Genomic DNA, 23494 nt, shown 5'->3' on the forward strand with positions numbered 1-23494 from the left:
CAACGCTGCCGACAGGCTTCCTTCGATGGCCGCCACCCCATCGGCTACCGCGATTTGCCCCGGCCGCTTCTTTGCGGCATCTTTGCGCGTGGTGCGCCGGGAAGTCTGGTCGGCACCCTCGTCCCGGCCGGGACGAGGGTTGGGCGACCGGTGATGCGAACCGCCGGTGAGATGCAGGAGACCGGCAAGACGTGAACCGAACCCCCCGAACTCGCCCGGTGTTGTTCAGTCGCCGTTCGTGGCCCGAAACCCGGCGGATCGCCGACATCCTCCGCAAGGAGACGATCGGCGGCGCGCTGCTGCTGGCCGCCGCGGTGGTGGCGGTCGTGCTCGCCAACTCGCCGTGGAGCGAGTTCTACGAATCGGTGCGCTCGTCCACGATCGGCCCGGCCTCGCTGCACCTGGACCTGCCCGTGGCGACCTGGGCCGCGGACGGCTTGCTGGCCATCTTCTTCTTCGTCGCCGGGCTCGAGCTCAAACGCGAATTCGTCGCCGGGGACCTGCGTGACCCCCGCCGCGCGGCTGTGCCGATCGCCGCGGCCTGCGGTGGGGTCCTCGTGCCGGCGCTGATCTACCTCGCGATCAACTCCGGTGGCGGTGAGGCGGCCCGCGGCTGGGCGATCCCCACCGCCACCGACATCGCCTTCGCGCTGGCCGTACTGGCGGTGGTCGGGCGCTGCCTGCCCTCCGCGCTGCGCACCTTCCTGCTGACCCTGGCCGTGGTGGACGACCTGATCGCCATCCTGATCATCGCCCTGTTCTACACCGACGACCTGCGGATCGTGCCGTTGCTGCTCGCACTGGTCCCGCTGGGGGTGTTCACCCTGCTGGTGCAGTACCGGGTCCGGTCCTGGTGGCTGCTCCTCCCGCTGGCCGCCCTGACCTGGGTGTGCGTCCACGAATCAGGCGTGCACGCCACCGTCGCCGGGGTCCTGCTCGGCTTCGCCGTGCCGGTGCTGCGCAGCGAACGCGCCGGCGGACCGGAGGCGGGTCCCGGTCTGGCCGAGCACTTCGAGCACCGGTTCCGGCCCTTGTCCGCCGCGGTCGCCGTACCCGTTTTCGCGTTGTTCGCCGCCGGTGTCCCGCTCGGCGGCTGGGACGGCCTGCGCAGCGCGCTGACCGACCCGGTGGCGCTCGGCGTCGTCGCCGGTCTGGTGGCGGGCAAGACGATCGGGATCTCCGGCGCCACCTGGTTGTTGTCCAGGTTCACCAAGGCCGAGCTCGACGACGGGCTCGGCTGGGTGGACGTGCTCGGCCTGGCCATGCTCGGCGGGGTCGGGTTCACCGTCTCGCTGCTCATCGGCGAATTGGCCTTCGGGGCGGGCAGCGAACCGGACGACCACGCCCGGGTCGCCATCCTCGTCGGATCCCTGCTCGCCGCCCTGCTCGCCGCGATCATCCTGCGTGCCCGCAACCGGGTGTACCGGCGGATCCACGAACTGGAGAACCTCGACCAGGATGCCGACGGGATCCCCGACGTCTACGAACGCCGCGACGACACCACCTGAGCCGTCACCCCGGCCCGCGCTTGGCCGCCTTGCGGCGGCCGAGCAGGACGGCGCCGAGGATCATCACGGCGAGAACACCCAGCAGTGGCAGCACGCCGATGCTGTCGACCCAGCCGGCCAGGGTTTCCTGGATGGCACCGGCGGCCTCGATCACAGGATCACTGGCGTCGCCGTCGCCGAAGTACAGCCGTAGTTCGTACACGCCGTAGTAGCCGACGTAGAGGCCGACGACGACGAGCAGTCCGCCGCCGATCCGGTTGATGTGCGGCAGTATCCGGCGGAAACCGGTGGTCACGGTGGAACCGGCCAGTGCGACGGCGGTCGCCAGCACGCCGACGACCAGGGTCATGCCCAGGCCGTAGGCGAGGTAGGCGGTGACGCCGCCGAGGACGGAGCCGCTGCGGAAGGTGGCGCTGGTGACCGCGAGGAAGGGGCCGATCGTGCAGGACAGCGACGCGATCGCATACGCCAGGCCGTAGCCGAACATCGAGCCCAGCCGCGTGGTCGGCGCGCCCTTGCCCAGCTTGGGCAGCAACAGGGTGAGTTCCCGGCCGGTGAGCATCCAGAGGCCGAGCCCGAGCAGCGCGGCGCCGATCACCACGGTGATCGCGGGCAGGTACTGCTGCACCGAGGCCGCCAGCGGCGCGACGACGAGCCCGAACACCCCGAACACCACCAGGAACCCCAGCGCCATCGCTGCCGTGGCCGCCAGTGCCCGGCCCACCAGCGCGGTGCGGCCGCGCGTCCCACCGTCGTGGCCGGCGATCACCAGGGTCAGGTAGGCGGGCAGCATCGCGAAGCCGCAGGGGTTCAGCGCCGCGACCAGGCCGGCGGCCAGCGCGAAGCCCAGTGTCTGCGGATCCACGCGGTCAGGTGCCGGTGAGTGCGCTGACGCGCTGGGCGAGGTCCTCTTCGGACAGCGTGCCCTTGACCACGTCCACCGAGCCGTCCGCGCCGATGAACGCGAACGCCGGTTGCGCGGTCACGCCGAACCGCTTCCACACCGCGGCGTCGAGGTCGGCGAGGTGTTCGAAGGTGCCCAGTTCGTACTTGGCCACGAACTCCCGCATCGCGGGCACCTGGTCCTGGGCAGCGACCCCGACGAAGGTGGTGCCGGTACCGGCTTGCGCCGCCTTGGCCACGGTCGGGGCTTCCCGCTGGCACACCGGGCACCACGGCGCCCAGAACCACAGCACCGCGGGCTTGCCCGCGAGACCCTGCCCGGAGAAGTCCTTGCCATCGACGGTTTTCACGCTGAACCGGAGCTGTTCGGCCACGGCGGGCGCCGCCGGTTCCGTCGTGCCCGGCGTGGCCGGGGCCGGTGGTGTGCCGGGCGTCCCGCCGGTGTCCGCGGGCGTGCCGCATCCCGCGATCAGGGCGACTGTGGTGATCACCAGTCCCACGGACCGGAAGAGCTTCACGCGACAACCTCTCGTAGTGAACGGTATGCGGCGCCGACAGTAAGCGGTGCGCGGCAGCACCGATCCGGCGCGCGCGTATTCGTAAGCCCGTCGTAATAACTCGCCCGCACGCGCACCGCCCAGAACATGCCGTCGCGCATCGCCTGCTTCGTGGTCCAGTCCACCGGCGGCAGGAGGCGGCCGGGATGACCAGGACCCACACGGCCGGTCACAGCACTAGGAGACCTGTGTGGTGTCCGCGATCGGCACGCTCGAGTGGTCGACCGGACAAAAGGCGAGGCCTGAGCGCGGAGAAAAACAGGCTGGTTGGTAGGTCACGGTTCCCGCATTGCTGTACAGATACTCGGCGCTACCGGAAAAGGTCGCCCACTCACCTGGCACGAGTCTCGGATGCGTCATCTCACGGACGGACAACGTCTCGCTCTCGGCACCTTCCAGCTGGAGCGACATCCAGACATTGTCGAGCTCGTTGGCCGGTACCTCGCCGAACCGGGACGGCCACAACATCCTGAAACTTGCTTCGATCGACTTGGTGGCGCCGACATTCGTCGTGGTCGGGGCGGTAACGGTCAACTGCGGATGGATATACCACATGCCCCCAGTCCCCAAGTAGGCATAGTATTCGGCAGTGACCGTGTCGGCTGCCGCGGGCGCCGCCGCGACCGTCATCAATCCCACGGATGCCACCACCGAAACCAGCGCGGATGCGACTCGCCTGCCCCATCGAGACATGGCACTCCTTCAACCGTCGACGTCAGTTGCCGGCGCCCAGCATGCGTTGATCTGAGTCCGCGTGTCATCTCATAACGTGTGACGTTCTTTCTGGCCGACACCGCGTACAAGCCCTCCACGCGCGCCGCGCTACCTGACTGACTCCGACATCGACACAAGGAAACGGCCACAACGGCGGCGATCCGCGGGGTCGACCTCACCGGGCTCGAGGCGTCGGCTAGAGACCGGCCGGGTAGTGGGAACTGACGGAGTTGTCGCAGCCCTCGCCGCCCAGGTTGTTGCGGCTGCCGTAGGGCTCCAGCCGGAAGCACAGGTCGCCGATGTTGGCGCCCCCGTGGACGTAGAAGTTGATGTGCTGGCCGCTCCTGTTCCAGACCGAACTGCTTCGGTCGTTGACTGACAGTCCACTGGCGAAGGCGTCGTCAGCGTAGTTCAGGTCACTCAGGCCGAACATGTAGATCTCGCCGGTGAGGTTGTACCCGTCGTACACGCAGACGAGATCTGGCGAACACTCCACCAGGGCCGGCTCGGCGGTGGCCGGCGCGGCGAACAACGCGACACCTGCCACAACCGCACTGGCAGCCACGGCAACTTTCCGGAAACTCATGCGCATCGCCTTCCCCCGAAGAACATCCCACGGTGCCAGCGGATCTCTGGCCCTGCCAGCCTGTCAGTGCGCGCACCGCGCCGTAAGTCCCTTCAGGCACAGCCGAAATCCGCTGGTCAACGAGGCAAGCTGAACGGGCACCACCCGCCCGTTGGGCAGGTGGTGCCCGCGACAGTCCGGGATCACAGCAGCCGGCGCTTGTCCCCGGCGAGCTGGGTCCAGCGGCGGCCCAGGCCCCAGATGTGCCCGGCGTAGAATGGTTCGCTGTGGACACCGAAGAGGAATCCCTCGGTCGGCGGACCACCGCTGACAGGGGCCGTCTCTCCTCGCCGGACACGCCTTCGCAGATGCGTGTCCTCGGCGGGGTGATGCTGGTGGCCTCTCTCGCGGGGGTGTTCGCCGTCTGGCGCCGGATGGCCCGGCAGGGGTGAACCCGCCGCCGGGCCGAACGCCGTGCTCAGCTGACCGCGGGCCCTGACGCCGAACTGCCGGACAGTTCCTTGAGGAACTCGTGGCACTGCTTGGCCCTCGCCGAGTCCTCCTCCATCACCTTGCGGAAGAAGTCGGCGATGTCCTGGCGCCCCGCGTTGTCGGCGTCCCGGACGTACTGCCCGTAGTCGTGCCCCGCTTTCAGCGCGTGGTACTGCACGGACACGAGGTCGTAGCTGACATCATCGAATCCGGTCTCACCGGTGGCCATGGGTCCTCCTGGATTCCTTCACCTTCGCTGACCCGACGTGCATACCCCGCTGAACGCCTTCGACACCTGATTCCGGCGGCCATTCCCGGCTCGGGCCAGCGAACGGGCATCGCCGCGGGCTTGGACCTCGACGAGTTGAAGTCTGACCGGGCATTGACCTAACGCGATCCGCGGGCGAGGCGACTCGCTCGGCCCTATGACAACATCGCACATCGTGCAGTTGCGGCCGCAGTCACCACCCAGCGTTCCAAGCTCAGAGTGGGCTTCGAAGATGGCGGGGCCGCCCTGCGGCAATGGCCAGAACCCCTTGGCCGACAGCGCTGTCGAGGTCGGCTACGGTGCGCAGTCGCGCCGAGCGCGCCTGGCCCTCGACGGAACTGGTGCGCAGGGTGTCCTCGGTGGATGCGGCACCTTCCAGGGCTTCGCTGACCGCCTTGACGGCGACGATGTTCGCGTCATCCTGGTCACTGCCCTGCACGTCGAGCACGACCGTCACCACCACCTGGTACTCGCCGGGCCCAGTCTTCATTCGCGCCGCCTCTCCGTAGACCAGTACTCCAGAAAGTAGCGCGCACTACCGCCACGATGATCGCCAGGTCACCCGAGACGGATCGACATTCCCAGAGGCGTGCACATGGACCACCAGCCCGGCCCTCAACCGGCCGGTGCCGAGGCGCGGGCCCCATCCAGGACAGCACCGTGCCGACGAACCGGCACGCGCTCAGCGGTGTCTTCTCCGACGGCTTGACGAGCACCTCGTTCTCCGCGGCGAGTGCGAGCGCGAGGCTCAGGTGCGCTTCCGTGGCCGACGCGCGGTGGACCAGCCCAGCGCGGTGGATCTCCGGCTCGCTTCGAAGTTCAGCCACGCGACGCCGGCGGTTCGTCGAAGTGGCAGGCCATGCCCCCGAGGTATCCGTTCATCGCCCGGGGGCCATGCCGACGCCCACTTACCTCTCGTTTACCTCGACCGCCACGTCGGAGGTAGCCGGCGTGAAATGGAAATCGGGCAGGGTGAGAGCGGTGTGCGCCGGTCGCCCGGTTTCCGGTGGCAACGCGGTGAGGCCGCGAAGTCCATCGTTGCGTCGCGCGAGGGCTTCGGCGCTCACCGGGAAGAGCGCCGCGTCGCCCGCGTCGACCTGTGCCTGGTTCAGTTCGACGAAGCCACGGGTGTCGTTTTCGTAGGCGGCGAAAGCGACGGTGTGGTCGCGATGGGTGGCCAGTGCCCCGGCGAGCATGTAGGCGCCGACGAGGGCGATGCTGGAGCCCTGCCCGGTCAGGAACGACGGGGCATAGGCGGCATCGCCGACGAGGCCGACCCGGCCGCTGGACCAGCGGGGCAGGTGGATCTGGCTGACGGTGTCGAAGAACAGGTCGTCCGAGTCCTGCATGGCGGCGACCATGGCCGGGATCACCCATCCGTCGTCGGCGAAGGTCGTGGCGACGAGGTCACGTTGTGCTTCGGGGACACGGAGTACGTCGTAGGGTGGTTCGGGGCGGGCGACAACCAGGAAACCGTGGAGCTCGTCGCTTCCCTTGACCGCGTAGAGCGCTGCCGCCCGGCCGGGGGAGTTCCAGATCACTCCTTCTTGGGAGAGGCCGAATTTGTTGGGCATGGTGAATCCGGCGAAGCAATATCCCAGATAGCGGTGGTATTGCTCCTCGGGTCCGAAGATGAGTTCCCTGGTGCGCGAGTGTAATCCGTCGGCACCCAGCACCAGATCGAAACCGCGCTGCGCGCCGCTGCGGAAGGTGACATCGACACCGTGCTCGTGTTCGGTGAGCGCATCGATGGAGTCGTCGAATACGTACTCCACTTCGTCCCGGGTGGCTCCGTACAGGATTTCCGCCAGGGCCCCGCGAGGCACCTCGACATCACGTCCCTCGACTCCGCCGACCACCGACTGCGGATGGACCGAGGCCACCTCGCTGCCATCGGGATCAAGGAAGGTCAGTCGTTGCGTTTCGATATTCGCCTCCTGGAGCTGCGGCAGGATTCCCATCCGGCGGGCCACTTCCAGTGCGGTGCCGCGCACGTCGATCGGATACCCGCCGCCACGCAGTCCGGTGGATTTCTCCACCACCGTCACCGCGAAGCCATACCGTTGCAGCCAGAACGCGACAGCGGGACCGGCGATGCTCGCCCCGGAGACCAGAACTGTACGTTGTGTTCCCATTTTTTCATCAACTCCGTCAGAGAGACGCCGGAGACGGCGTTGGGGGGCTGACGCGCGACTTCCGCACCAGCAGGACAACGAGTACCGCGGCGATCGCGAATGCCGTGGTAGCGATCGTGATATAGGTGAAAACACCCGTTCCCGAGTTCACCGTTTCGCCGTTGGCGACCACGGTGGTCGACTTGAGCACCGCCGCGCCGACGAAGTTCAGCACCACCGATCCGATCGCGATGACGACCATGACCAGGCTGGAGACGATGCCCTGCCGGTCGGCGGGCGCCAGGCTGCCCGCCATGTTGAAGCCGGAGGTGCCGAGTGCGCCCACCGTGAAACCCAGCAGGAACGCGAAGAAGAGCGCGGCGGGGAACTGGGAGACACCGAGGAACATCCCGATGGTGCCCACCGTGCCGAGCGCGACTCCACCGGCCAGGGTCGAGGCCGGTCCGATGCGGGCGGCGAGCGCTCCGGCCACCGGACCGCCGATCATCACGCCGATTCCCGGCGCCGCGAGCAGCAGGGCCACCGTTCCCTGGCCCGCCAGTCCGTATCCGAGTCGCTGATCCGCCGAGATGTCACCGATCAGGGGAACGAGCTGGAGCATGCTCTGGTACGAACCGGTGCTGAGCACGAGGACGAGGAGCGTGAGCACCAGGGGCGCGCCGAGGTTCCTGACGTCGATCAGGGAGTCGGGCTTCCGGCTCGATACGAGGAACCACCTGGCGAACGCGGTGATACCTCCGACGAGGAGAACCAGGGGACCGAAGGCGAGCCAGCCGAACTCCGAGCCGAGGCTGACGTAACTGAGCACCCCGGCAAGGCCGCCGCCGAGGAGAAGGGCGCCCCTGACGTCGATCCGGCCCGGTGTCCTGATCAGGGATTCGGGAATGACCTTGCGCACGCAGATCGCCATCGTGACCGCGACGACGGCCGAGACGAGGAACAGGATCTGGAAGCCGAACTCCGCGGCCAGTTTCTCGGTGAGGAAACGGGAAGCGATGTTGAGCACCGCGGACCCGGAGGTCACGATGCCGACGACGACCATCGCGATCCGGGGTGCGCAGACGTCGCGGACGATCGCGACGGTGAGGAACATGGCGGCCACGGCCGCGCCCTGCAACAGGCGCCCGGGGATGAAGACCCAGATGGTGGGAGCCACCGCGCAGACGAGCGCGCCCGCGCAGCTGATCAGCAGGGTCAGCACGAGCACCTTGCGCTTGCCGTGGACGTCGGCGCTCTTCCCGAGCAGTGGCGCCCACATGACGCCCGCCAGCATCGCGCTGGCGTTGAGCCAGGCCGCCTGGTCGGTGCCGAAGTAGTCGAGCATTTCCGGAAGGACGAGCAGAGGTGCGGTGATGGCCGTGTCGACCATGAAGTTGACCAGAACGAGGACGGCCACCAGGCCGACGAGCCGTCCGTTCCACCTCGTGTGCGGTGCGGCGCCGATCCTGCTCTCGTGCATGAAGGACTCCTTGCGGCGGGATCCGGGGGAGACGGCGTACCCGCCCCACGAGAAACCACACTACACCGTGCAGTTTTCTGCGACTGAGAATAGGATGAGAACATGGCGACCCCGCGAGCGACCGCGCAGACACCAGGCAGGCGGCTGCGCGCCGAGGCCAAGCAAGCGGCCATCCTCGACGCGGCCGAGGCGCTGTTCGTCTCGGACGGGTACGAACTCACCAGCGTCGACGCGATCTCGGCGCGGGCCGGGGTGTCCAAACGCACCGTCTACGACCACTTCGGTGACAAGCAGACCCTCTTCCGATCCGTTCTCGGGCGCACCAACGACGCGGTGGTCGCGAGCGTGGGAGCGGCGATCGACGAGGAACTGGTCGACGGCAGGGATATCCGCGACGCCCTGCTCGGCTTCGCGCAGAAGGTGACGACGGAGATGTTCCCGACGTCGCACTACGTGACGTTCCGGCGGCTGAGTTCCCAGGTACCCGTGGCACCGCGTCTGCCGGAGGCGGCGCGCGATGAGCCCGAACGGATGCTGGAGGAGCGGTTCGCGAAGTTCGCCGCGGACGGGAGGCTCCAGCTGACCGATCCGCGCCGCGCCATGCAGCACTTCATCGCACTGACGATGCGACTGGCCCTCGATGTGATCGACGAGGACCTGGCAGGCACGGTGGGCAGGCCGGAGATCCTCGCGATCCTCGCCGACGGCGTGGACGTGTTCCTTCGCGCCTACCGCTGACCCGTCCGGAGTCCCCCCAGCCGCCTCCGCTTGGAGTTCAAGCACCCACGCTCCCGGGTGCGCGACACCCAGGAACCGCGCTGAGCGACTTCGGTGAACACCGCGAGCGACACTCGCGACGCCGACGTGATTCGCCAGGTCATCCGCCACGCTGGCACCCGGTGTCGGCGCTGCTCTTTTGCAGGCGCCTGCGCTGACCGGGTTTCCGGTAGCTCACCGGAGCGTAGTTCCTCTTGGTGCTTCAGCAGTCGGTGCCGTGGGCGAGGTTGTAGAGGGGGTTGCCGGGCGCGCAGGGCGGGGTGCCCGGGGTGCTCTGGTCGATGGGGTGGGTGAACCACCAGGCGGTGGCGGCGGCCAGGGTGATGGCGAGGGTGGTGATCGCGGTCGTCGAGCGGCGGCGCGGGCCTTTGCCGATCGCGAGGTAGGTCAAGCCCAGTAAGCCGGCGCCGGATATCCCGCCGGAGACGATTTCCAGGAGGCCGCCGATGTCGCCGGGCGGCTCGCCGATCGTGATCGTGTTGGAGAGCACTTCGCCGGTGATGTAGGTCCATTGGGACGTGACCAGCAGGATCGCCACGGTCGCGCGTGCGGGCGTGGCCGGAGTAGTGGGCCAGCTGACGAGCAGGGCCGTGATCGCCAGCAGGGTGATCCCCAGCGTCGCGCCTGCCAGCAGGGGATCCAGCCAGTCGGTGACCGGCATGCGCCCGTCACGGGCACGTACAGCGGCGTATCCCAGCCAGGCCACCGCGAAAACCAGGCCGAGCGCGAGTGAGTACCCCAGCGCGGCAGGCGGGCGGTCCGCAGGGCTGCGGGTCGGGGAAGGGAGGGGCATCGCGAACTCCAGATGGGCAAAGTGAGGTGAGTGCGCACCATATTTCTGCGCTGATAGTGTGGTGCGCGCTCACCTCACTTGTCAACAGGATCGGAGCACGACCCATGGCCCCTCCCGCCCGCCAGCGAATCCTCGCCGCCGCGGACCGGTTGCTGCGCGAGCGCGGCGTCTCCCGGCTGACCACGCGGGAGATCGCGCAAGCGGCGGACGCGGCCGAGGGCAGCCTGACCAAGAACTTCGGCGGGAAGCTCGGGCTGCTCACCACCCTGCTGTCGCAGGAGTTGCCCGAGTTGCACGCGTGGCGGGCCGCCGCCACCCCACCCGGCGAGCGTCCTCTGCGGACAGTGCTCGTCGAGCTCATCGAACAGGGGATCGACTTCTACGCGGCATCACTGCCCCTGGTCGCCGGTGCCATCGCCGACCACGACCTGTTCACTAGGTATCAGGAGGTGAACGCCGGTAACGGCACCGGCCCGCACCTGGCCATCGACGGTATCGCCGACTACCTGGCCTCCTGCCGGCAGGCAGGATTGCTCGCGCCCACCGCCGATCCCTATGCGCTGGCCCTGGCGCTGTGCGGAGCCGCCCAGGCCCAGGCATACACCGAGTACCTCGCCGGTGCGGAAGTGCTGCGCGGCTCCCGGCGGGAGCGGGCCGAGGCCTTGGCCGGGACGCTGCTCGCCGGCCTCACCCCCTGAGTTCCAGCGCAAGGCCTGCGGCGACCGTGGTGATGCCCGCGCTCGCCCGCAGGGCTGGGCATGACCGCGGCGGGTGGCGTCAGGGCAGTTGGCCCACTTCGTCCACCACGCCCGAGGTGACCACGGCTCCCAGGCCGGCGCGGCCCAGGTAGTGGTAGTCGGCCGGGTCCAGGAAGAACTCGTCGCCGGTGAAGCCGCCGATCACCGGGTCCACCCCGATGGCGGGACGGCCGATCGGGTCCAGCGCCCCGGGGCGCACGATCACCCCGGGCATAGTGGCGAGTACCTCGAGGATGGCGGCTCGCGAGGCCGCGCGGAGGTGGTCCTGGAGCAGGGTCATCGCCTCGGCTTTGACGTTGTTGTCCCCGGTTCCTTCCCCGCGGGTGTCTTCGTTCAGGTAGGCGAGCATGCCGGCGGCGTCGGCGGGGAGATCGGGCTGGTAGGCGCGGTACGGAACGCACCGGTCGTACCCGTCTTCGAGCTTTCGCTTGCCGTCGCGGCATCCGCCGATCTCGAGCGCGCGGCCCTCGTCAATCCGGAGTCCGTCACGTGTGCCGTCCACGGACGCCCAGGTCTCGGTGGTGATTCCGCCTTGGCGCACCATTTTGGTGTAGATGAACTGGTCGTCGCTCGGCGCCGCGACCGGGTGGGCCCTGGCCGCGACGGCCGCTGCTCGTAGCACCTGCTCCGGCCCGGCCGCCACCTCCGCGGGCGGTGCGGGGGCGGAATCGGTCGTCCCGGTGATGCCGACCACGGCGACGCTGGCGGCCGCGACCCCGACGGCGACCGCTGCTGTCCACACCATCCGGCGCCGCACAGGACTCGGCGCCGTCTCCTGGGCGATCTCCGCCCGCAGGCGGGCGCGTGCGGGCGCGAGCCGGTCGGCGGAGGGGCGGGGTACGTCTTCGGTCAGTTCCCGCAGCAACTGCAGTTCATCCATGGCGGTAGCTCCCCTCGGAATCGGTGGTCTGCGGAACCTCGAGCACGGCGCGGACCTGCCGTCGCGCGCGGTTGAGTCGTGAGCGGACCGTGCTGACCGGGATGTCCAGCGCTCGCGCGACCTCTTCGTAGGTCAGTCCTTCCCAGGCGATCAGCACCAGCACGTCGCGATCACCGGGGGAGAGGCCGGCCAGTGCCTGGTTGAGCAGCCCGCTCAGCGCTTGGGCGGTGACTTGCGCGGCCACTCGGTCGGCGTGGCAGGCCGCGGGGGCGTCCGGCAGGATCGCGGAGCGCAGTCGGTGGTCGCGGACTTCCTGTCGCCGCTGCTCGGCGACCAGGTGCGTGGCGATGCCCGGCGTCGTCAGGGGGTACGCCCCGCATGAACCACCTCTCACTGTTGATCAGCCCTTGCCCACTGTCCGGGACTCGGCGGAAGAGCGTTCACGGGACGGCGGACACCGAGCGGCGACCGCGTTGCACAACGGTGCGCAGAAGCGCAGCCGGCCGGTTCTCGAGTCGGAACTGACCTCGCGTGACCGGTCGCTGGGGCAATGTCCGGTAGATGTCCGCCTCGCGCCCTCGATACCCCGGCCCGTGGGCCCGAGAATGTGATCGGGCGCAAAGCCCGGACCTGGGGGTAAGACAAATGGAGAAGAAAAAGTGGCTGGTCGCTGCCCTGGTGGCGTCCTGCTTGGGTTGGGCCTTCACCGGAAGCGCGCAGGCGGCTGAGCCGCGGTCCGCGGCCGAGATCTCGGTGGACGCCGTGTGGTATTACCACAGCTCGTGGCCGAATGAGAACGCCTGTCGTTCGACCGGGAAGTCCTACGTCGACCACGGGCTGGCCCGGGCCTGGTTCTGCGAATACTCCCCGCATCCGCAAATCCCGCTGTGGAACCTCTACCTGCTCGACTGAGCGGTTCAGCCATCGTCGGAAACAATTCATTCGGAGGATTCAATGCAACGTAGGCTCATCACCACCGCCGGGACGGCGATCGCCGCGCTGGCCGCCGTGGTCGGCGCGAGCGCACCTGTCTTCGCGCAGACATCCGAAGCATCACCTGGCCCCGCCTCCCCGACCTGTTACGGGGAAACCTGTGAGGGCCAGAACCCGATTTCCACGAATTGCACGACCGGGTCGGTCTCGCTCACCAGTATCGTTCTGCTCGGGGCGGGGGCCAGACAGTTCCTCGTCGACCTCCGCTTTTCCTCGTCGTGCGGGACGACCTGGACCAGAGTGACCGACATCAACCAGCCGGATTGCTACTACTCCTTGACCGCCTGGCACGAAGGCATCAACAACAGCACCGGCGCCAAGACGCGTACCGCGTCCGTGAGCAGCGGGGACGCGTGTTCCGCGTCCACCACGACGATGAGCAAGGCGGGCAAGTCGACCCGGGCGTGCGGGCACAGCAGCTGGGAAGGGCTGGATCACTGCACCGTGTGGAAGTAGCGCGTTCCTGATCCCCGGCGAGTGATCGCCACGTCGCTTTCCTCCGGCGCTCAATCCGGGCGCCGGAGTTCCCGGCTCCGTGCAGTGGTCTGCCCGAGGAGTGGCTGTGCGAAAATCGCTCGCCTTGTTGTTGTGCGTACTTTGCTCGTTGTTGCTGATACCGGGTGGCGCGATGGCCGCCCCGCCCGAGGCGGATCTTCCGGCCCCGGCCCCGAAAACCGCTTCCCCGGGCAGCGTTCCACCCGCTGAACGCGCCGCGGTGCTGGGAGGTGGCTGGGATCGGTCCGCGGACCGGGCAGTGACCACGATGGGCGACGCCACCGGCTTCCACGTGCTGGTGGCCGAAGCCCGAACGGGCTACCAGTGGCGAACGGCGGCGTCGCTGTCGGAGCCGGGGTTCGACACCGACGCGTGGATCGGCAACGCGTGTGTGACGGCGTCGGGGGACCGGGCCGTGGTGGTCTACGCGCCGCGGACCTTCACCAACAAGGCCGTGCTGGCCGAGCGCGGTGGCTTCACCGCGATCGTGGACCTGGCCGGTGGACCGGTGCGCAAGCTGCCGGTGCAGACGAGCCTGGCGTACTTCAACCCCGGCTGCGGTCCCACCGAATCGGCGCTGCTGACCCAGGGCGGTAGCGAGGACCTGACCGCGACCAGGTTGCTGCGGCTGGACACCGTCTCCGGGGAACTGGCCGCACCGATCGAAGTGCCGGGACAGCTGACCTCGGCGGTGCCGACCACGGAAGGCATCGTGGCCGCCGATTCCAGCGCCGTGGTGCGCGTGGACCCAGAGGGCAAGCGGACCGTGGTGGCCCCGGCGAAGGGCGTGCCCTACCGGCTGGCTGCCGACGCCGACGGGGGCGTTGTCTATGCGCAGGCCGAGGACCAGCACAAAGCCACCGTGCGCCGGGTGGACCTGAAGGCGGGCAACGCGGTCACCACCCTGGCGGACGGGGGCCGCACCGAGGTGAGCGTGAGGTCGGGCCGTGGGGGTCGGGTGTTCGTGACCGGTGCCGGAGCCGCCCGGGCGGCCACTCCCTCGGTCACGCTCGTCGGCGTCCCCAAGGACGCGACGATGTCGCTGTCCGGGGAACTCGCGGTCACCTCGGTGCTGCGCGCCCAGGACCCGGACACCCGGGTGGCGCCGGCCGACCCCACCGCGGCGCAGCGGATCGACATCTCGGCCACCGCGCTGGCGACGAACAAATCGTTCACCGCGTCGGTGACCCCCGCCGGGGGTGGCGAGAACGGCGGCGCGGCGAGTCCGGTACTCGGCCAGGTCTCGGCCACCGCCGGGAACCCGAACGACCCAGCCGACGGCGACCAGCGCTCCTGCTCGGTGGCCAGGAACGATCCGCGCAACCAGGCCATGCAGCCGAAGCCACGCCAGGTCGAGTGGGCGGTCAACCAGGCCGTGCGCAACGCGCTCACCGTTCAGCGTCCGGCCAATTGGAAGAACCTGGGCATGCCCGCCTACACCCCGCAGGGCCTGTTCCCGCCGACCACGCTGAACGGCGGCGGCTACGTGCCCGCGCAGATCCTGCTCGGCATCGCCACCCAGGAGTCGAACACCTGGCAAGCGGCGAAGTTCGCGGTGCCGGGGGTGACCGCGAACCCGTTGATCGGCAACTACTTCGGCATCGACTACTACAACGACGTCGAGGGCGACGACTGGACGATCCGCTGGGACAAGGCCGACTGCGGTTACGGCGTCATGCAGGTCACCGACGGCATGCGCCTGGCGGGCAAGGAACGGCCAGGGGAGACCGCGCTGCCGTATGACCAGCAGCGGGCGATCGCACTGGACTTCACCGCCAACATCGCGCGCGGCCTGCGGATGCTGCAGGACAAGTGGAACCAGACCCGTGCGGCCGGGCTGACCATCAACAACGGCAGCGCGGACCGGCTGGAAAACTGGTTCTTCGCGGTGTGGGCCTACAACTCCGGCTTCCACCCGAACCCGGGCAACGGCGGCCCGTGGGGTGTGGGCTGGCTCAACAACCCGGTGAACCCGCACTACCCGGGTGACCGCAAGCCGTTCATGGAGGAGTCCTACGCCGACGCCGCGCACCCGGAGGACTGGCCGTACCCGGAGAAGGTGCTCGGGTTCGCGGGACACCCGATCGAGCTGATCGAAAGCCCCGGCACCCTGGTGCACGCCTTCCGCCCCGCGTGGTGGCTCACGGCCAACGACCGGTACAACGTCAAACCGCCGAAGGCCCAGTTCTGCGACAGCAGCAACCAGTGCGTGCCTGGCGGGCAGTTCCCGCCCCAGGCCGACGAGGTGCTGGGCGAACCGGCCGGGCCGTGCGCGCACAAGAACAGCGCGGGACTGTACGACCTGAAGTGCTGGTACCACCAGAATTCCACGTGGAAGGCCGACTGCCAGGACACCTGCGGCCGGGAACTGCTGCGGTTCGACCCCGGCTACGCCTACCAGGACGACGCCACGAACTACCCGCCGGTCTGCTCGCTGTCCGGGCTGCCCGCCGGCGCGCTCGTGGTGGACAACCTGCCGCAGAACGTGCCGTCGATCCGGCCCGGCTGCACCAAGCCGCCCAGTTCGGGCACGTTCGGACTCACCTTCGGGCAAGCCGCCAACGGCAACTACCCCGGCAAGATCGACGTGCACCAGATCGGGGCGGCCTACGGCGGGCAGTTCTGGATGAGCAACACCCACGACTCCGCCGAGCGGGAAGCGGTGGGCACGTGGACGCTGAACCAGGCCCGCACCGGCCCGATGAAGATCATGGCGCACCTCCCCGACCCGGGGGCGCGCACCCGGCTCGCCGAGTACAAGGTCAACGCCCAGGGCGGTGAGCGCAAGCGGCTGATCGACCAGTCGGCGGGCAGCGGGAACCGCTGGGTGAGCATCGGGACCTTCATGTTCAACGGCACCCAGCCGAGGGTGAGCCTGAGCAACCGCGCCGCCGACGGGGACAGCACGGTCCGGATCGCCTGGGACGCGGTCGCGTTCATCCCGGTCACCGGTCAGTACCACGAGGAGGCGGTCGAGGCGGCCGCGGTCTACGACGAGGACCAGAAAATCGACACCGCCGCGCCCGCCTCGTGGGTGGCCGGGCCGATCGCCAGCGGCGCCACGCTGCACCAGTGGGGCCGCGACTCCGCCAACGGCATCCTGGCCGCGACCGATCTCGGCTCGGCGACGAGGCAGACGATCAGCCGGTGGAAACAGCAGGTGGAGGCGGCGGGACCGGATCCGGTCAACCATCCGGACGGCAACAGCGCCGGGACCTGGATCGGGTTCGCCCAGCCCTACACCGACCGGCCGACGAGCAACCAGCGGCCCGCCTCGTTCGACGACGTGAACCGGCTGAAGATCCGGACCAAGGCGACCATCTCGTTCGTCACCGGGGACGACGCCAGGATCATTCCCGGCACCGAGTTCGCCGAGTACGAGCACCGCACCGGCAACTCGCACCTGCCGCCGTTCCTGGTGGAGTTGTTCGGCTCGCTCGAGCAGGACTACGGGATCACCCGGCCGGATCTGAGCTATCGGATGGTCGACCTGCACGTGCACGACGGGGCGTGGCGCTCGGCCGACCCGAGCCGAGACGGCAAGCTGCCCGGGCGTGCCTACGCCGAGGGCAGGCGGGCGCCCGAACTGACCGACGCCTCCGGGGCGGCTGCGCCGAACAACGCCTCGTGCGTGCGGGCGCAGACGACCGGCGGCGGATCGACCGGGTACCGGCCGATCCTGAGCCAGTCCGGTCCGGTGAACGCCGCGACCGCCTGGCGCGACCGCATCAAGGGCGACGGGCGGCTGCCCACCGCGCTCAAGGACCTGGCCGATGACGTCTGGGAGCTGTTCTTCAACGCCGGGGCGATGTCCGGGGTGAGTGCGGCGCTGTTCAACGACGCCCCGCCGATCTGGCAGGAACTCAACTTCCTGGCCTGCGTGGACGGCACCGTGCGGAAGCCGGACGCGTGGACCCCGATCCTGCGGACCAGCTGGATGCCGGACAACTACCTCTACCACCGGGGTCTGGCGATCGACCGGGACGGGGCGCGCACCGGCAGTGCGGCGCCTGTGCTGCGGGGTGACTGGTTCAACTTCACCAAGTTCCCCACCACCTCGGACACCGCCTACGGGCCGTGCCGCGGCATCGGCCTGCACGAGCGGGCGGGCAATCCGTGGGAAATCGCCCCGATGGTGCCGACCGATCCGGGGGCGAACCCGCCATTCGCGCGATTCTGTTCGAACGCCTGAACCGACGACGTGGTTTGTGGCATAGTTCCCCCGTTCGCGGTCACGCGTGCGGGGGGACTGGTCCATGTCGTCACCAGTGGGGGAACCGGCACTGGCGGCGCTGTTGCGCGGCTGGCGCGACCGGGCGCTGCTGACCCAGGAGCAACTGGCCGCGCGGACCGGGCTCAACGTCCGGAGCGTGCGGCGCCTGGAAGCCGGGGAACTGGTCCGGCCGCGCAGTGCCTCGGTGCGGGCGCTGGCGGACGCCCTCGGGCTCGACGACACCGAACGCGCGAGCTTGACCCGGGCCGTTTCCGGAACCTCGCCTGTCCGGCGGACGGGCACGGTGCCGAGACAATTGCCCGCCCCCGTCAGCACGTTCGTGGGACGCTCGCGGGAATTGGCTCTGCTGACCGAGCCCAGCCCCGAGGGCGCCATGGTGGTCACGGCCATCGACGGCATGGCGGGAGCCGGCAAGACTTCGCTGGCCGTGCACGCGGCGCACCGGCTGTCCTCGCGCTTCCCCGACGGCGATCTGTTCGCCGACCTGCGTGGTCACGCGCACGGCACGACCGCGGTGGACCCGGCCGACCTCCTCGCCCGCCTGCTGGCGGTCCTGGGCGTGGACGGCGACTCGATCCCGGCGCACCTCGACGACCGCTCGGCGCTCTACCGCAGCCTGCTCGCCGACCGCCGGATGCTGGTGGTGCTCGACAACGCCGCCGACGAGGCGCAGGTCCGGCCGTTGCTGCCCGGCTCGGGCGGTTGCCGCGTGTTCGTCACGAGCCGACGGCGGCTGGTCGGCCTGGACGGGGTGACCACGGTGTCGGTCGGGGTGATGCCGACCCCGGACGCGATCGCGTTGTTCACCGCGGCCGCCGGCGGTGAACGCGTCGAGGGCGCCTCGCCGGAAGCGCTGGCGGAACTGGCCGGCCGCTGCGGGGCGCTGCCGCTGGCCCTGCGCCTGGCCGCGGCCCGGTTACGGGCCCACCCGTCCTGGACGGTGCCCCACCTGCTGCGGCGCCTCGACGCCGGGCACCGCACGCTGACCGAGCTGCGCGGCGGACAGCAGAGCGTGCTCAGCGCCCTCGAACTGTCCTATCAGGACCTCAACGCCGCGCAGTCGCGTGCGTACCGCCTGCTCGGCCTGCACCCGGGCGCGCACGTCACGCCGGCGGCGGCGACGGCACTGCTCGGCACTTCGGTCGCCGCCGCGTCGGCGGTGCTCGACGAACTGCTGGAAGTGCACCTGCTTGAGGAACCCGTGCCCGGCCGGTTCGCCTTCCACGACCTGATCCGCGTGCACGCCGCCGAAGCGGCCGAGCGCGAGGAGGCCGACGTCGTCCGGCGAACCGCCCTGGATCGCCTGCTCGAGCACTACGGCCGGACCGCGTCGGCGGTGATGGACCACCTGTACCCCTACGAGGCCGACATGCGGCCGCAACTGCCCCACGCCACGGCGGAGACACCGGAGGACGCGGCCGGGTGGCTGGACGCCGAACTGCCCAACCTGCTCCCGCTCGCCCGAGCCGCGGCCGAGCACGACTTCGCCGCCCACACCCGGCACCTGGCGGGCACCTTGCACCGCTGCCTGCGCACCCGGGGTCGCTACTCCGAAGCCGAAGGGCTGCACGAGCGGGCGCTGTCCACCGCACGCGCCGCCGGGGACCGCCTGGGCGAGGTGGAAGCCCTGCTCGGTCTCGGTGAACTCGACAGCCTTCGCGGGCACCACGAAGCCGCCGCTGAGAAAGCTGCTCGCGCCGTGAGCCTGGCCCGCGCCATCGAACACCGGCCAGGTGAGCTGCGGGCCCTGATCAGCCTCGGGTTCGTGAAGCTGGAGTTGATGGAGCTCAAGGAGGCGGCCGACCACTACGCGGAGGCGCTGGACCTCGCCCGCGCACTCACGCACCGCACCGGTGAGCTGGACGCCCTCATCGGCGCGAGCCACGTCGAGCGGGTACTCGGCAAGGATGACCGGGCCGTCGAGCATCTGACCTCGGCGCTGGACCTAGCACGCGCGACGGGCCACCACACCAGCGAAGCGCGGGCGCTCAACGGCCTCGGGTACGTCCACCTCAAACGGGACGAGCCAGGCCCGGCGACCGATCGGTTCACGCGGGCGCTGGAGTTGGCTCGCGACACCGGGTACCGCGTGGGCGAACTCAGCAGCCTCGCCGCACTCGGCGATCTGCACCACCTGGCAGGGCGACACCAGCAGGCACGTGAGTGTTTCCAGGACATCGCCGACCTGGCCGGTCAGATCGGCAACCGGAACTGGCAGTTCGAGGCCATCCACAGCCTGGGCAGGCTCCAGTACGACGCCGGGAATTTCCCCGAGGCCCTCGATCACCACGCCCAGGCGCTGGCGCTGGCCACCGACCTGGACCAGCCGAGCGACCAGGCTCGCGCCCACGACGGGCTGGCCTGTGCCCACCACGCGCTCACCCGGCACGAGCAAGCCCGGCACCACTGGAGCCAAGCCCTGGACATCCTCACCGCGCTCGGCGTCGAGGAAACCGACGAGCGCGGTGTGGACGTCCGGAGCCTCCAGGCACGCCTGACCGGCTAGCTGTATGAGGCCATGGGTTGGTGACGGCTGAGCGAGGGGACGGATTTTCCGGCGGCAGGATGGAAGTGCGACCAACTTCCGCCGGCCGCAGCCGCGCTGGCCTGGCCGGTGTCCAGGGTCGCGCCGCGCAAGGTCAGCAAGCCACGGGTGCCCGCCAGCTCGGAACCGCGCAGGTCGCAGCCGCCGGCTTTCGTGGCCTGGAATCCGGCGCCGGTGAGGTCGCAGTCGGTGAAGACCGGAGGAACTCGGTCCGACGGGGCGGTCGCGTGCTGTGGGGCGGAATAGGTTTCGGCGGAACCGGGAAGGAGGGGTGTGCGAACAGCCACGAACACCTCACCAGCACCTCGTCCGGACAGCTCGGACCCGCCCACGGACGCCGCGCTGCTCGCGGGGACCCGGACGGACTTCGCCACGGTCTTCGACCGGCACGCCGCGGAGATTTACCGGTACTGCGCCCGGCGCATCGGCACCGACGCCGTGGACGACGCGGTGGCCGACACCTTCACGATCGCCTACGAACGCCGGGCCCGCTTCGACGCGACCCGGTCCAGCGCCCTGCCCTGGTTATACGGCATCGCGACCAACGTCCTGCGCCGCTACCGGGCCGCGGAAGCCCGGCACCGCAAGCTAATTCAGCACGAGTCCGAGGCGTCTGCGGAGCCGACGGCCGAGCGCGCCGTCTCCCGCGCGGACGCTGACACCGCGATCCGAGCGCTGGCCGGTGAGCTGGACAAAGTGCCCCGACGGCAGCGGGACGTGCTCTACCTCTATGCCGCCGGCCTGAGCTACGCCGACATCGCGACCGCGCTGGAAATCCCGATCGGCACGGTCATGTCCCGGCTGCACCGGGCGCGGACCCGACTGCGCGCCGCCCTGCTCGCGCAGGGCATCACCGGCACCACCCTGGAGGGACCAGCATGACCGATCCGGCAGAGCACCGCGCCGTCGACACGGCGCTGCGCCGCTACCACCGCGCCGGCCCCCGACCGGCGCCCGCCGACTTGGCCCTCATCCGCCAGCGCGTACTGCTGCGCACCGCCGACCCGGGAACCAGGGGAGTGCCCGGCTGGTCCCTGCGCCGGGTGGCAGTGGCCGCCGCGGCTTCGGCCGTCGTGGCCGGAGTGGCGGCCACCGCCGTCGCGGTGTGGCCGAGCGGGTCGCCGTCCGGCACCGTCGCCGGTGCGCCACCCGGCACGGGGACGGCCGCCACCGGCCGGTCCGGCGCCAACGCGACCGACGACGCGATCACCGAGGCGATCACGGGCGCGGACTCCGCGCCGGCGACCGTGGACCTGGTCGTGCGGCGGGTCGCCAACGCCCAGCCCCTGGACCTCCGCCACGGCGGCTATCTCTACACCGCTCGACACGATGTGTCCGTGCAGTCCGCGACCGGCGTGGACGGCTCGGCCCACTACGTGACCGAAGAGGTGTCCGAGCGGTGGAGCGCGGTCGACGCGGGAACCCTGCCCGAGCTCATCAAGTCGACCCGTGGCCTGAACGCGCGACCGCTCACCCCGGAGGACGGTGCCCGGCTGGCCGCGTACGGCACCGACTACACCACGGTCATCACGTCCACCTACGACCCGGCGACCGACCCCAAGGGCGACCCAGGTCCGGCGCCGGAGCCCAGCCTGGTCAATCCGACGCCTGCCTACCTGGCCTCGTTGCCCACCGACCCCGAGCGGCTGCGGGCGGTGCTGCGGGCTGAGGCGGCCGGCGACGGCGCCGCGGCCGACGCCGACCACCTGATCTTCAAGCGGGTGTCCGCGCTGGCCACTGCGGCCGACGCGCTCCTGTCACCGGAACTGCGGTCCGCCCTGTACCGGGTGCTGGCCGGGTTGCCCGGGATCGAACGGGTGCCCGGCCGGGTCGACCTCTCCGGCCGGGTTGGGGTGGCGATCGCCGAGACCGATCGCCACGGCAGGCGCACGGAGATCGTGATCGACCCGGTCAGCACCCGCATGATCGGTTTCCGGACCGTGGCGCTGACCGGGATCGACGGCATCCCGGCGGGGACCGTGCTGTTCTCCGCCACCTCCGACCAGAAGGTCGTCGCACACCAGGGGGACAAGTGAAGAGCGCACTCGGCACTGTGGCGGCACTGGCGGTCGTCGTGGCGTCGGCCGGACAGGCGGACGCGGCACCGGGCGGCTGGGAGGTCATCCCGGCCGGGTCGGAGTCGGCCAACCTGGTGTCGGTGACCGCGACGGCGGCGGACGACCTGTGGACGGCGGGTTTCGGCATCCGGCGGGAGGTCTCCGAGGAGGGCAACGCCCAGGTGTTCCTCCAGCCGCAGGCGCGGCACTGGGACGGCACGGCCTGGTCGGTGGTCGCGACCGCGCCGCTGGACAAAGGTGTGTCAGGCCAGTTCCAGGCGATCGCCGCGTCCGCCACCGACCAGGTCTGGGCGGTGGGCGGTTCGTGGCGGTCGGGCGTGGGCGGCGGCCGGTCGCTGATCGAGCGCTGGGACGGCACGGCGTGGTCCGGGACGCCCGCCGACGACGTCCCGGACGCCGACAACGTGTTGTTCGGTGTGGCGTCGGTCGGCGCGACCGACGCGTGGGCGGTCGGCTCCGCCTCGCGCGGCCGGGCGGAGCCGGTGGCACAGCACTGGGACGGCGTCCGCTGGACCCGCGTGCCGCTGCCCGCGGACCTGGGTGATGCCGTGCTGTCGGCGGTCGCGGCCGGTGGACCGGCGGACGTGTGGGCCGCCGGGTACCTCACCGGTGACCCGGTCTCCGGGCGCCCCTCCGAACCGCTGGTGCTGCACTGGGATGGGGTGTCCTGGTCGCGGGTCGCGCTGCCTTCCACGACCGGCCTGGGGATGACGCGGGTCGGCGCCATCACCGTGGCACACGGCCAGGTGTGGGTGGTGGGTTCGTCGACCACCGGCGGCGCTGTCAACCGCAAGCCGTTGGCCTTGCGCGTTGACCGCCGAGGTGCGGTGATCGAGCGCACGCCCGACGAGCAGGGGCAGCTCAACGGGGTCACCGTCGTGGGCCACGAGGTGTGGGCCGTGGGCTACCAGTACGACGATGCGGGCAAGCCGCACTCCTACGCGCTGCGCCGAGAACCCGGCGGCACGTGGCGGCGCGCGCCCGCTCCCGAGGTGGTCGGCGGCACGCTGTTCGGCGTCACCGCGGTCCCCGGCACCGGCACGCTGTGGACGACCGGCGCGATGGACGGCGCCGAACCCGGCCTTCCGTCGCCCCTGATCGCGAGGCTCCCCAAGCGCTGGTGACCGAACCGCCGGTGGACGGCCACGGCGGTGTGTCGCCGCAGCCGTCCACCGGTTTCGACGTGGTCCGCATGGCTTTCCGACCGCCTCACTCGGGCGAGGAGCGCACGGCGTGATCCCTTGCTGGCGATCTCCCCGACCGGCCCGGCGAAGGACTCTTGTCGCCGGGCCGGTCACCCGGTCGCGGGTGCGCAGGATCGGTGGACGTAAGTCCTCGGT

21 protein-coding genes are annotated in these 23494 nt (G+C 70.1%); 10 read left to right on the top strand and 11 right to left on the bottom strand.

What is annotated here, in order from left to right; translation table 11 throughout:
- The first annotated feature begins 191 nt into the window (after window positions 1–191).
- Window positions 192–1508 carry a Na+/H+ antiporter NhaA gene (gene nhaA, locus JOM49_RS25695; protein ID WP_209666796.1) on the top strand — a complete coding sequence of 439 codons (1317 nt, stop codon included), beginning with the start codon at window positions 192–194 and terminating at the stop codon, window positions 1506–1508.
- Window positions 1509–1512: 4 nt separating this feature from the next.
- On the opposite strand, the gene JOM49_RS25700 is transcribed toward nhaA, so the two are convergent.
- The 8 genes from JOM49_RS25700 to JOM49_RS25735 form a co-directional block, all read right to left on the bottom strand.
- Window positions 1513–2373 carry a cytochrome c biogenesis CcdA family protein gene (locus JOM49_RS25700; protein ID WP_308158866.1) on the bottom strand — a complete coding sequence of 287 codons (861 nt, stop codon included), beginning with the start codon at window positions 2371–2373 and terminating at the stop codon, window positions 1513–1515.
- Between the two features lie 4 nt (window positions 2374–2377).
- Window positions 2378–2929 carry a protein disulfide oxidoreductase gene (locus tag JOM49_RS25705; protein ID WP_209666797.1) on the bottom strand — a complete coding sequence of 184 codons (552 nt, stop codon included), beginning with the start codon at window positions 2927–2929 and terminating at the stop codon, window positions 2378–2380.
- Window positions 2930–3145: 216 nt separating this feature from the next.
- Window positions 3146–3607, bottom strand: coding sequence for a hypothetical protein (locus JOM49_RS25710; protein ID WP_209666798.1), 462 nt, complete (start codon window positions 3605–3607; stop codon window positions 3146–3148).
- 271 nt (window positions 3608–3878) lie between these two features.
- Window positions 3879–4268 carry a peptidase inhibitor family I36 protein gene (locus JOM49_RS25715; protein WP_209666799.1) on the bottom strand — a complete coding sequence of 130 codons (390 nt, stop codon included), beginning with the start codon at window positions 4266–4268 and terminating at the stop codon, window positions 3879–3881.
- A gap of 457 nt (window positions 4269–4725) precedes the next feature.
- The gene (locus JOM49_RS25720; protein WP_209666800.1) at window positions 4726–4968 is read right to left on the bottom strand and encodes an acyl carrier protein; all 243 of its coding nucleotides are present in this window, start codon (window positions 4966–4968) and stop codon (window positions 4726–4728) included.
- Window positions 4969–5221: 253 nt separating this feature from the next.
- Window positions 5222–5497, bottom strand: coding sequence for a hypothetical protein (locus JOM49_RS25725; protein WP_209666801.1), 276 nt, complete (start codon window positions 5495–5497; stop codon window positions 5222–5224).
- 418 nt (window positions 5498–5915) lie between these two features.
- Complete coding sequence (locus tag JOM49_RS25730) at window positions 5916–7142, bottom strand: FAD-dependent monooxygenase (RefSeq protein ID WP_209666802.1); 1227 nt, start codon at window positions 7140–7142, stop codon at window positions 5916–5918.
- A gap of 16 nt (window positions 7143–7158) precedes the next feature.
- On the bottom strand, window positions 7159–8601 hold the full coding sequence (locus tag JOM49_RS25735) for an MFS transporter (protein WP_209666803.1): 1443 nt from the start codon (window positions 8599–8601) through the stop codon (window positions 7159–7161).
- A 102-nt stretch (window positions 8602–8703) separates the two neighbouring features.
- Here JOM49_RS25735 and JOM49_RS25740 point away from each other — a divergent pair, with 102 nt between their 5' ends.
- On the top strand, window positions 8704–9339 hold the full coding sequence (locus JOM49_RS25740) for a TetR/AcrR family transcriptional regulator (RefSeq protein WP_209666804.1): 636 nt from the start codon (window positions 8704–8706) through the stop codon (window positions 9337–9339).
- A gap of 241 nt (window positions 9340–9580) precedes the next feature.
- Here JOM49_RS25740 and JOM49_RS25745 read toward each other — a convergent pair whose 3' ends face one another.
- Complete coding sequence (locus JOM49_RS25745) at window positions 9581–10171, bottom strand: hypothetical protein (RefSeq protein ID WP_209666805.1); 591 nt, start codon at window positions 10169–10171, stop codon at window positions 9581–9583.
- Window positions 10172–10275: 104 nt separating this feature from the next.
- Here JOM49_RS25745 and JOM49_RS25750 point away from each other — a divergent pair, with 104 nt between their 5' ends.
- On the top strand, window positions 10276–10869 hold the full coding sequence (locus JOM49_RS25750; protein ID WP_209666806.1) for a helix-turn-helix domain-containing protein: 594 nt from the start codon (window positions 10276–10278) through the stop codon (window positions 10867–10869).
- A 79-nt stretch (window positions 10870–10948) separates the two neighbouring features.
- Here the strand turns inward: JOM49_RS25750 and JOM49_RS25755 are convergent, their stop codons facing one another.
- Together JOM49_RS25755 and JOM49_RS25760 are read right to left on the bottom strand one after the other, a co-directional pair.
- Entirely contained in the window at window positions 10949–11809 is an 861-nt protein-coding gene (locus JOM49_RS25755; protein ID WP_209666807.1) for a CU044_5270 family protein, read from the bottom strand.
- A complete protein-coding gene (locus JOM49_RS25760; protein WP_209666808.1) occupies window positions 11802–12203 on the bottom strand; it encodes an RNA polymerase sigma factor in 402 nt (133 codons plus the stop codon). Before JOM49_RS25760 ends, JOM49_RS25755 begins: the two co-directional genes overlap by 8 nt.
- A 251-nt stretch (window positions 12204–12454) precedes the next feature.
- Here JOM49_RS25760 and JOM49_RS25765 point away from each other — a divergent pair, with 251 nt between their 5' ends.
- The 7 genes from JOM49_RS25765 to JOM49_RS25795 all read left to right on the top strand — a co-directional run bounded on the left by JOM49_RS25765 (window position 12455) and on the right by JOM49_RS25795 (window position 23278).
- On the top strand, window positions 12455–12721 hold the full coding sequence (locus tag JOM49_RS25765; RefSeq protein WP_209666809.1) for a hypothetical protein: 267 nt from the start codon (window positions 12455–12457) through the stop codon (window positions 12719–12721).
- 42 nt (window positions 12722–12763) lie between these two features.
- The gene (locus tag JOM49_RS25770) at window positions 12764–13258 is read left to right on the top strand and encodes a DUF2690 domain-containing protein (RefSeq protein ID WP_209666810.1); all 495 of its coding nucleotides are present in this window, start codon (window positions 12764–12766) and stop codon (window positions 13256–13258) included.
- 307 nt (window positions 13259–13565) lie between these two features.
- Window positions 13566–17489, top strand: a complete 3924-nt coding sequence (locus tag JOM49_RS25775; protein WP_372444227.1) for a golvesin C-terminal-like domain-containing protein — start codon at window positions 13566–13568, stop codon at window positions 17487–17489.
- A gap of 64 nt (window positions 17490–17553) precedes the next feature.
- Window positions 17554–20037, top strand: coding sequence for an ATP-binding protein (locus tag JOM49_RS25780; protein ID WP_209666812.1), 2484 nt, complete (start codon window positions 17554–17556; stop codon window positions 20035–20037).
- Between the two features lie 312 nt (window positions 20038–20349).
- Window positions 20350–20958: an RNA polymerase sigma factor gene (locus JOM49_RS25785; RefSeq protein WP_308158867.1), complete on the top strand. Its 609-nt coding sequence runs from the start codon at window positions 20350–20352 to the stop codon at window positions 20956–20958.
- Entirely contained in the window at window positions 20955–22112 is a 1158-nt protein-coding gene (locus tag JOM49_RS25790; protein ID WP_209666813.1) for a CU044_5270 family protein, read from the top strand. Before JOM49_RS25785 ends, JOM49_RS25790 begins: the two co-directional genes overlap by 4 nt.
- Window positions 22109–23278: a hypothetical protein gene (locus JOM49_RS25795; RefSeq protein WP_209666814.1), complete on the top strand. Its 1170-nt coding sequence runs from the start codon at window positions 22109–22111 to the stop codon at window positions 23276–23278. Before JOM49_RS25790 ends, JOM49_RS25795 begins: the two co-directional genes overlap by 4 nt.
- Window positions 23279–23494: the final 216 nt, after the last annotated feature.

It is taken from the genome of Amycolatopsis magusensis (assembly GCF_017875555.1).
Lineage (GTDB): Bacteria > Actinomycetota > Actinomycetes > Mycobacteriales > Pseudonocardiaceae > Amycolatopsis > Amycolatopsis magusensis.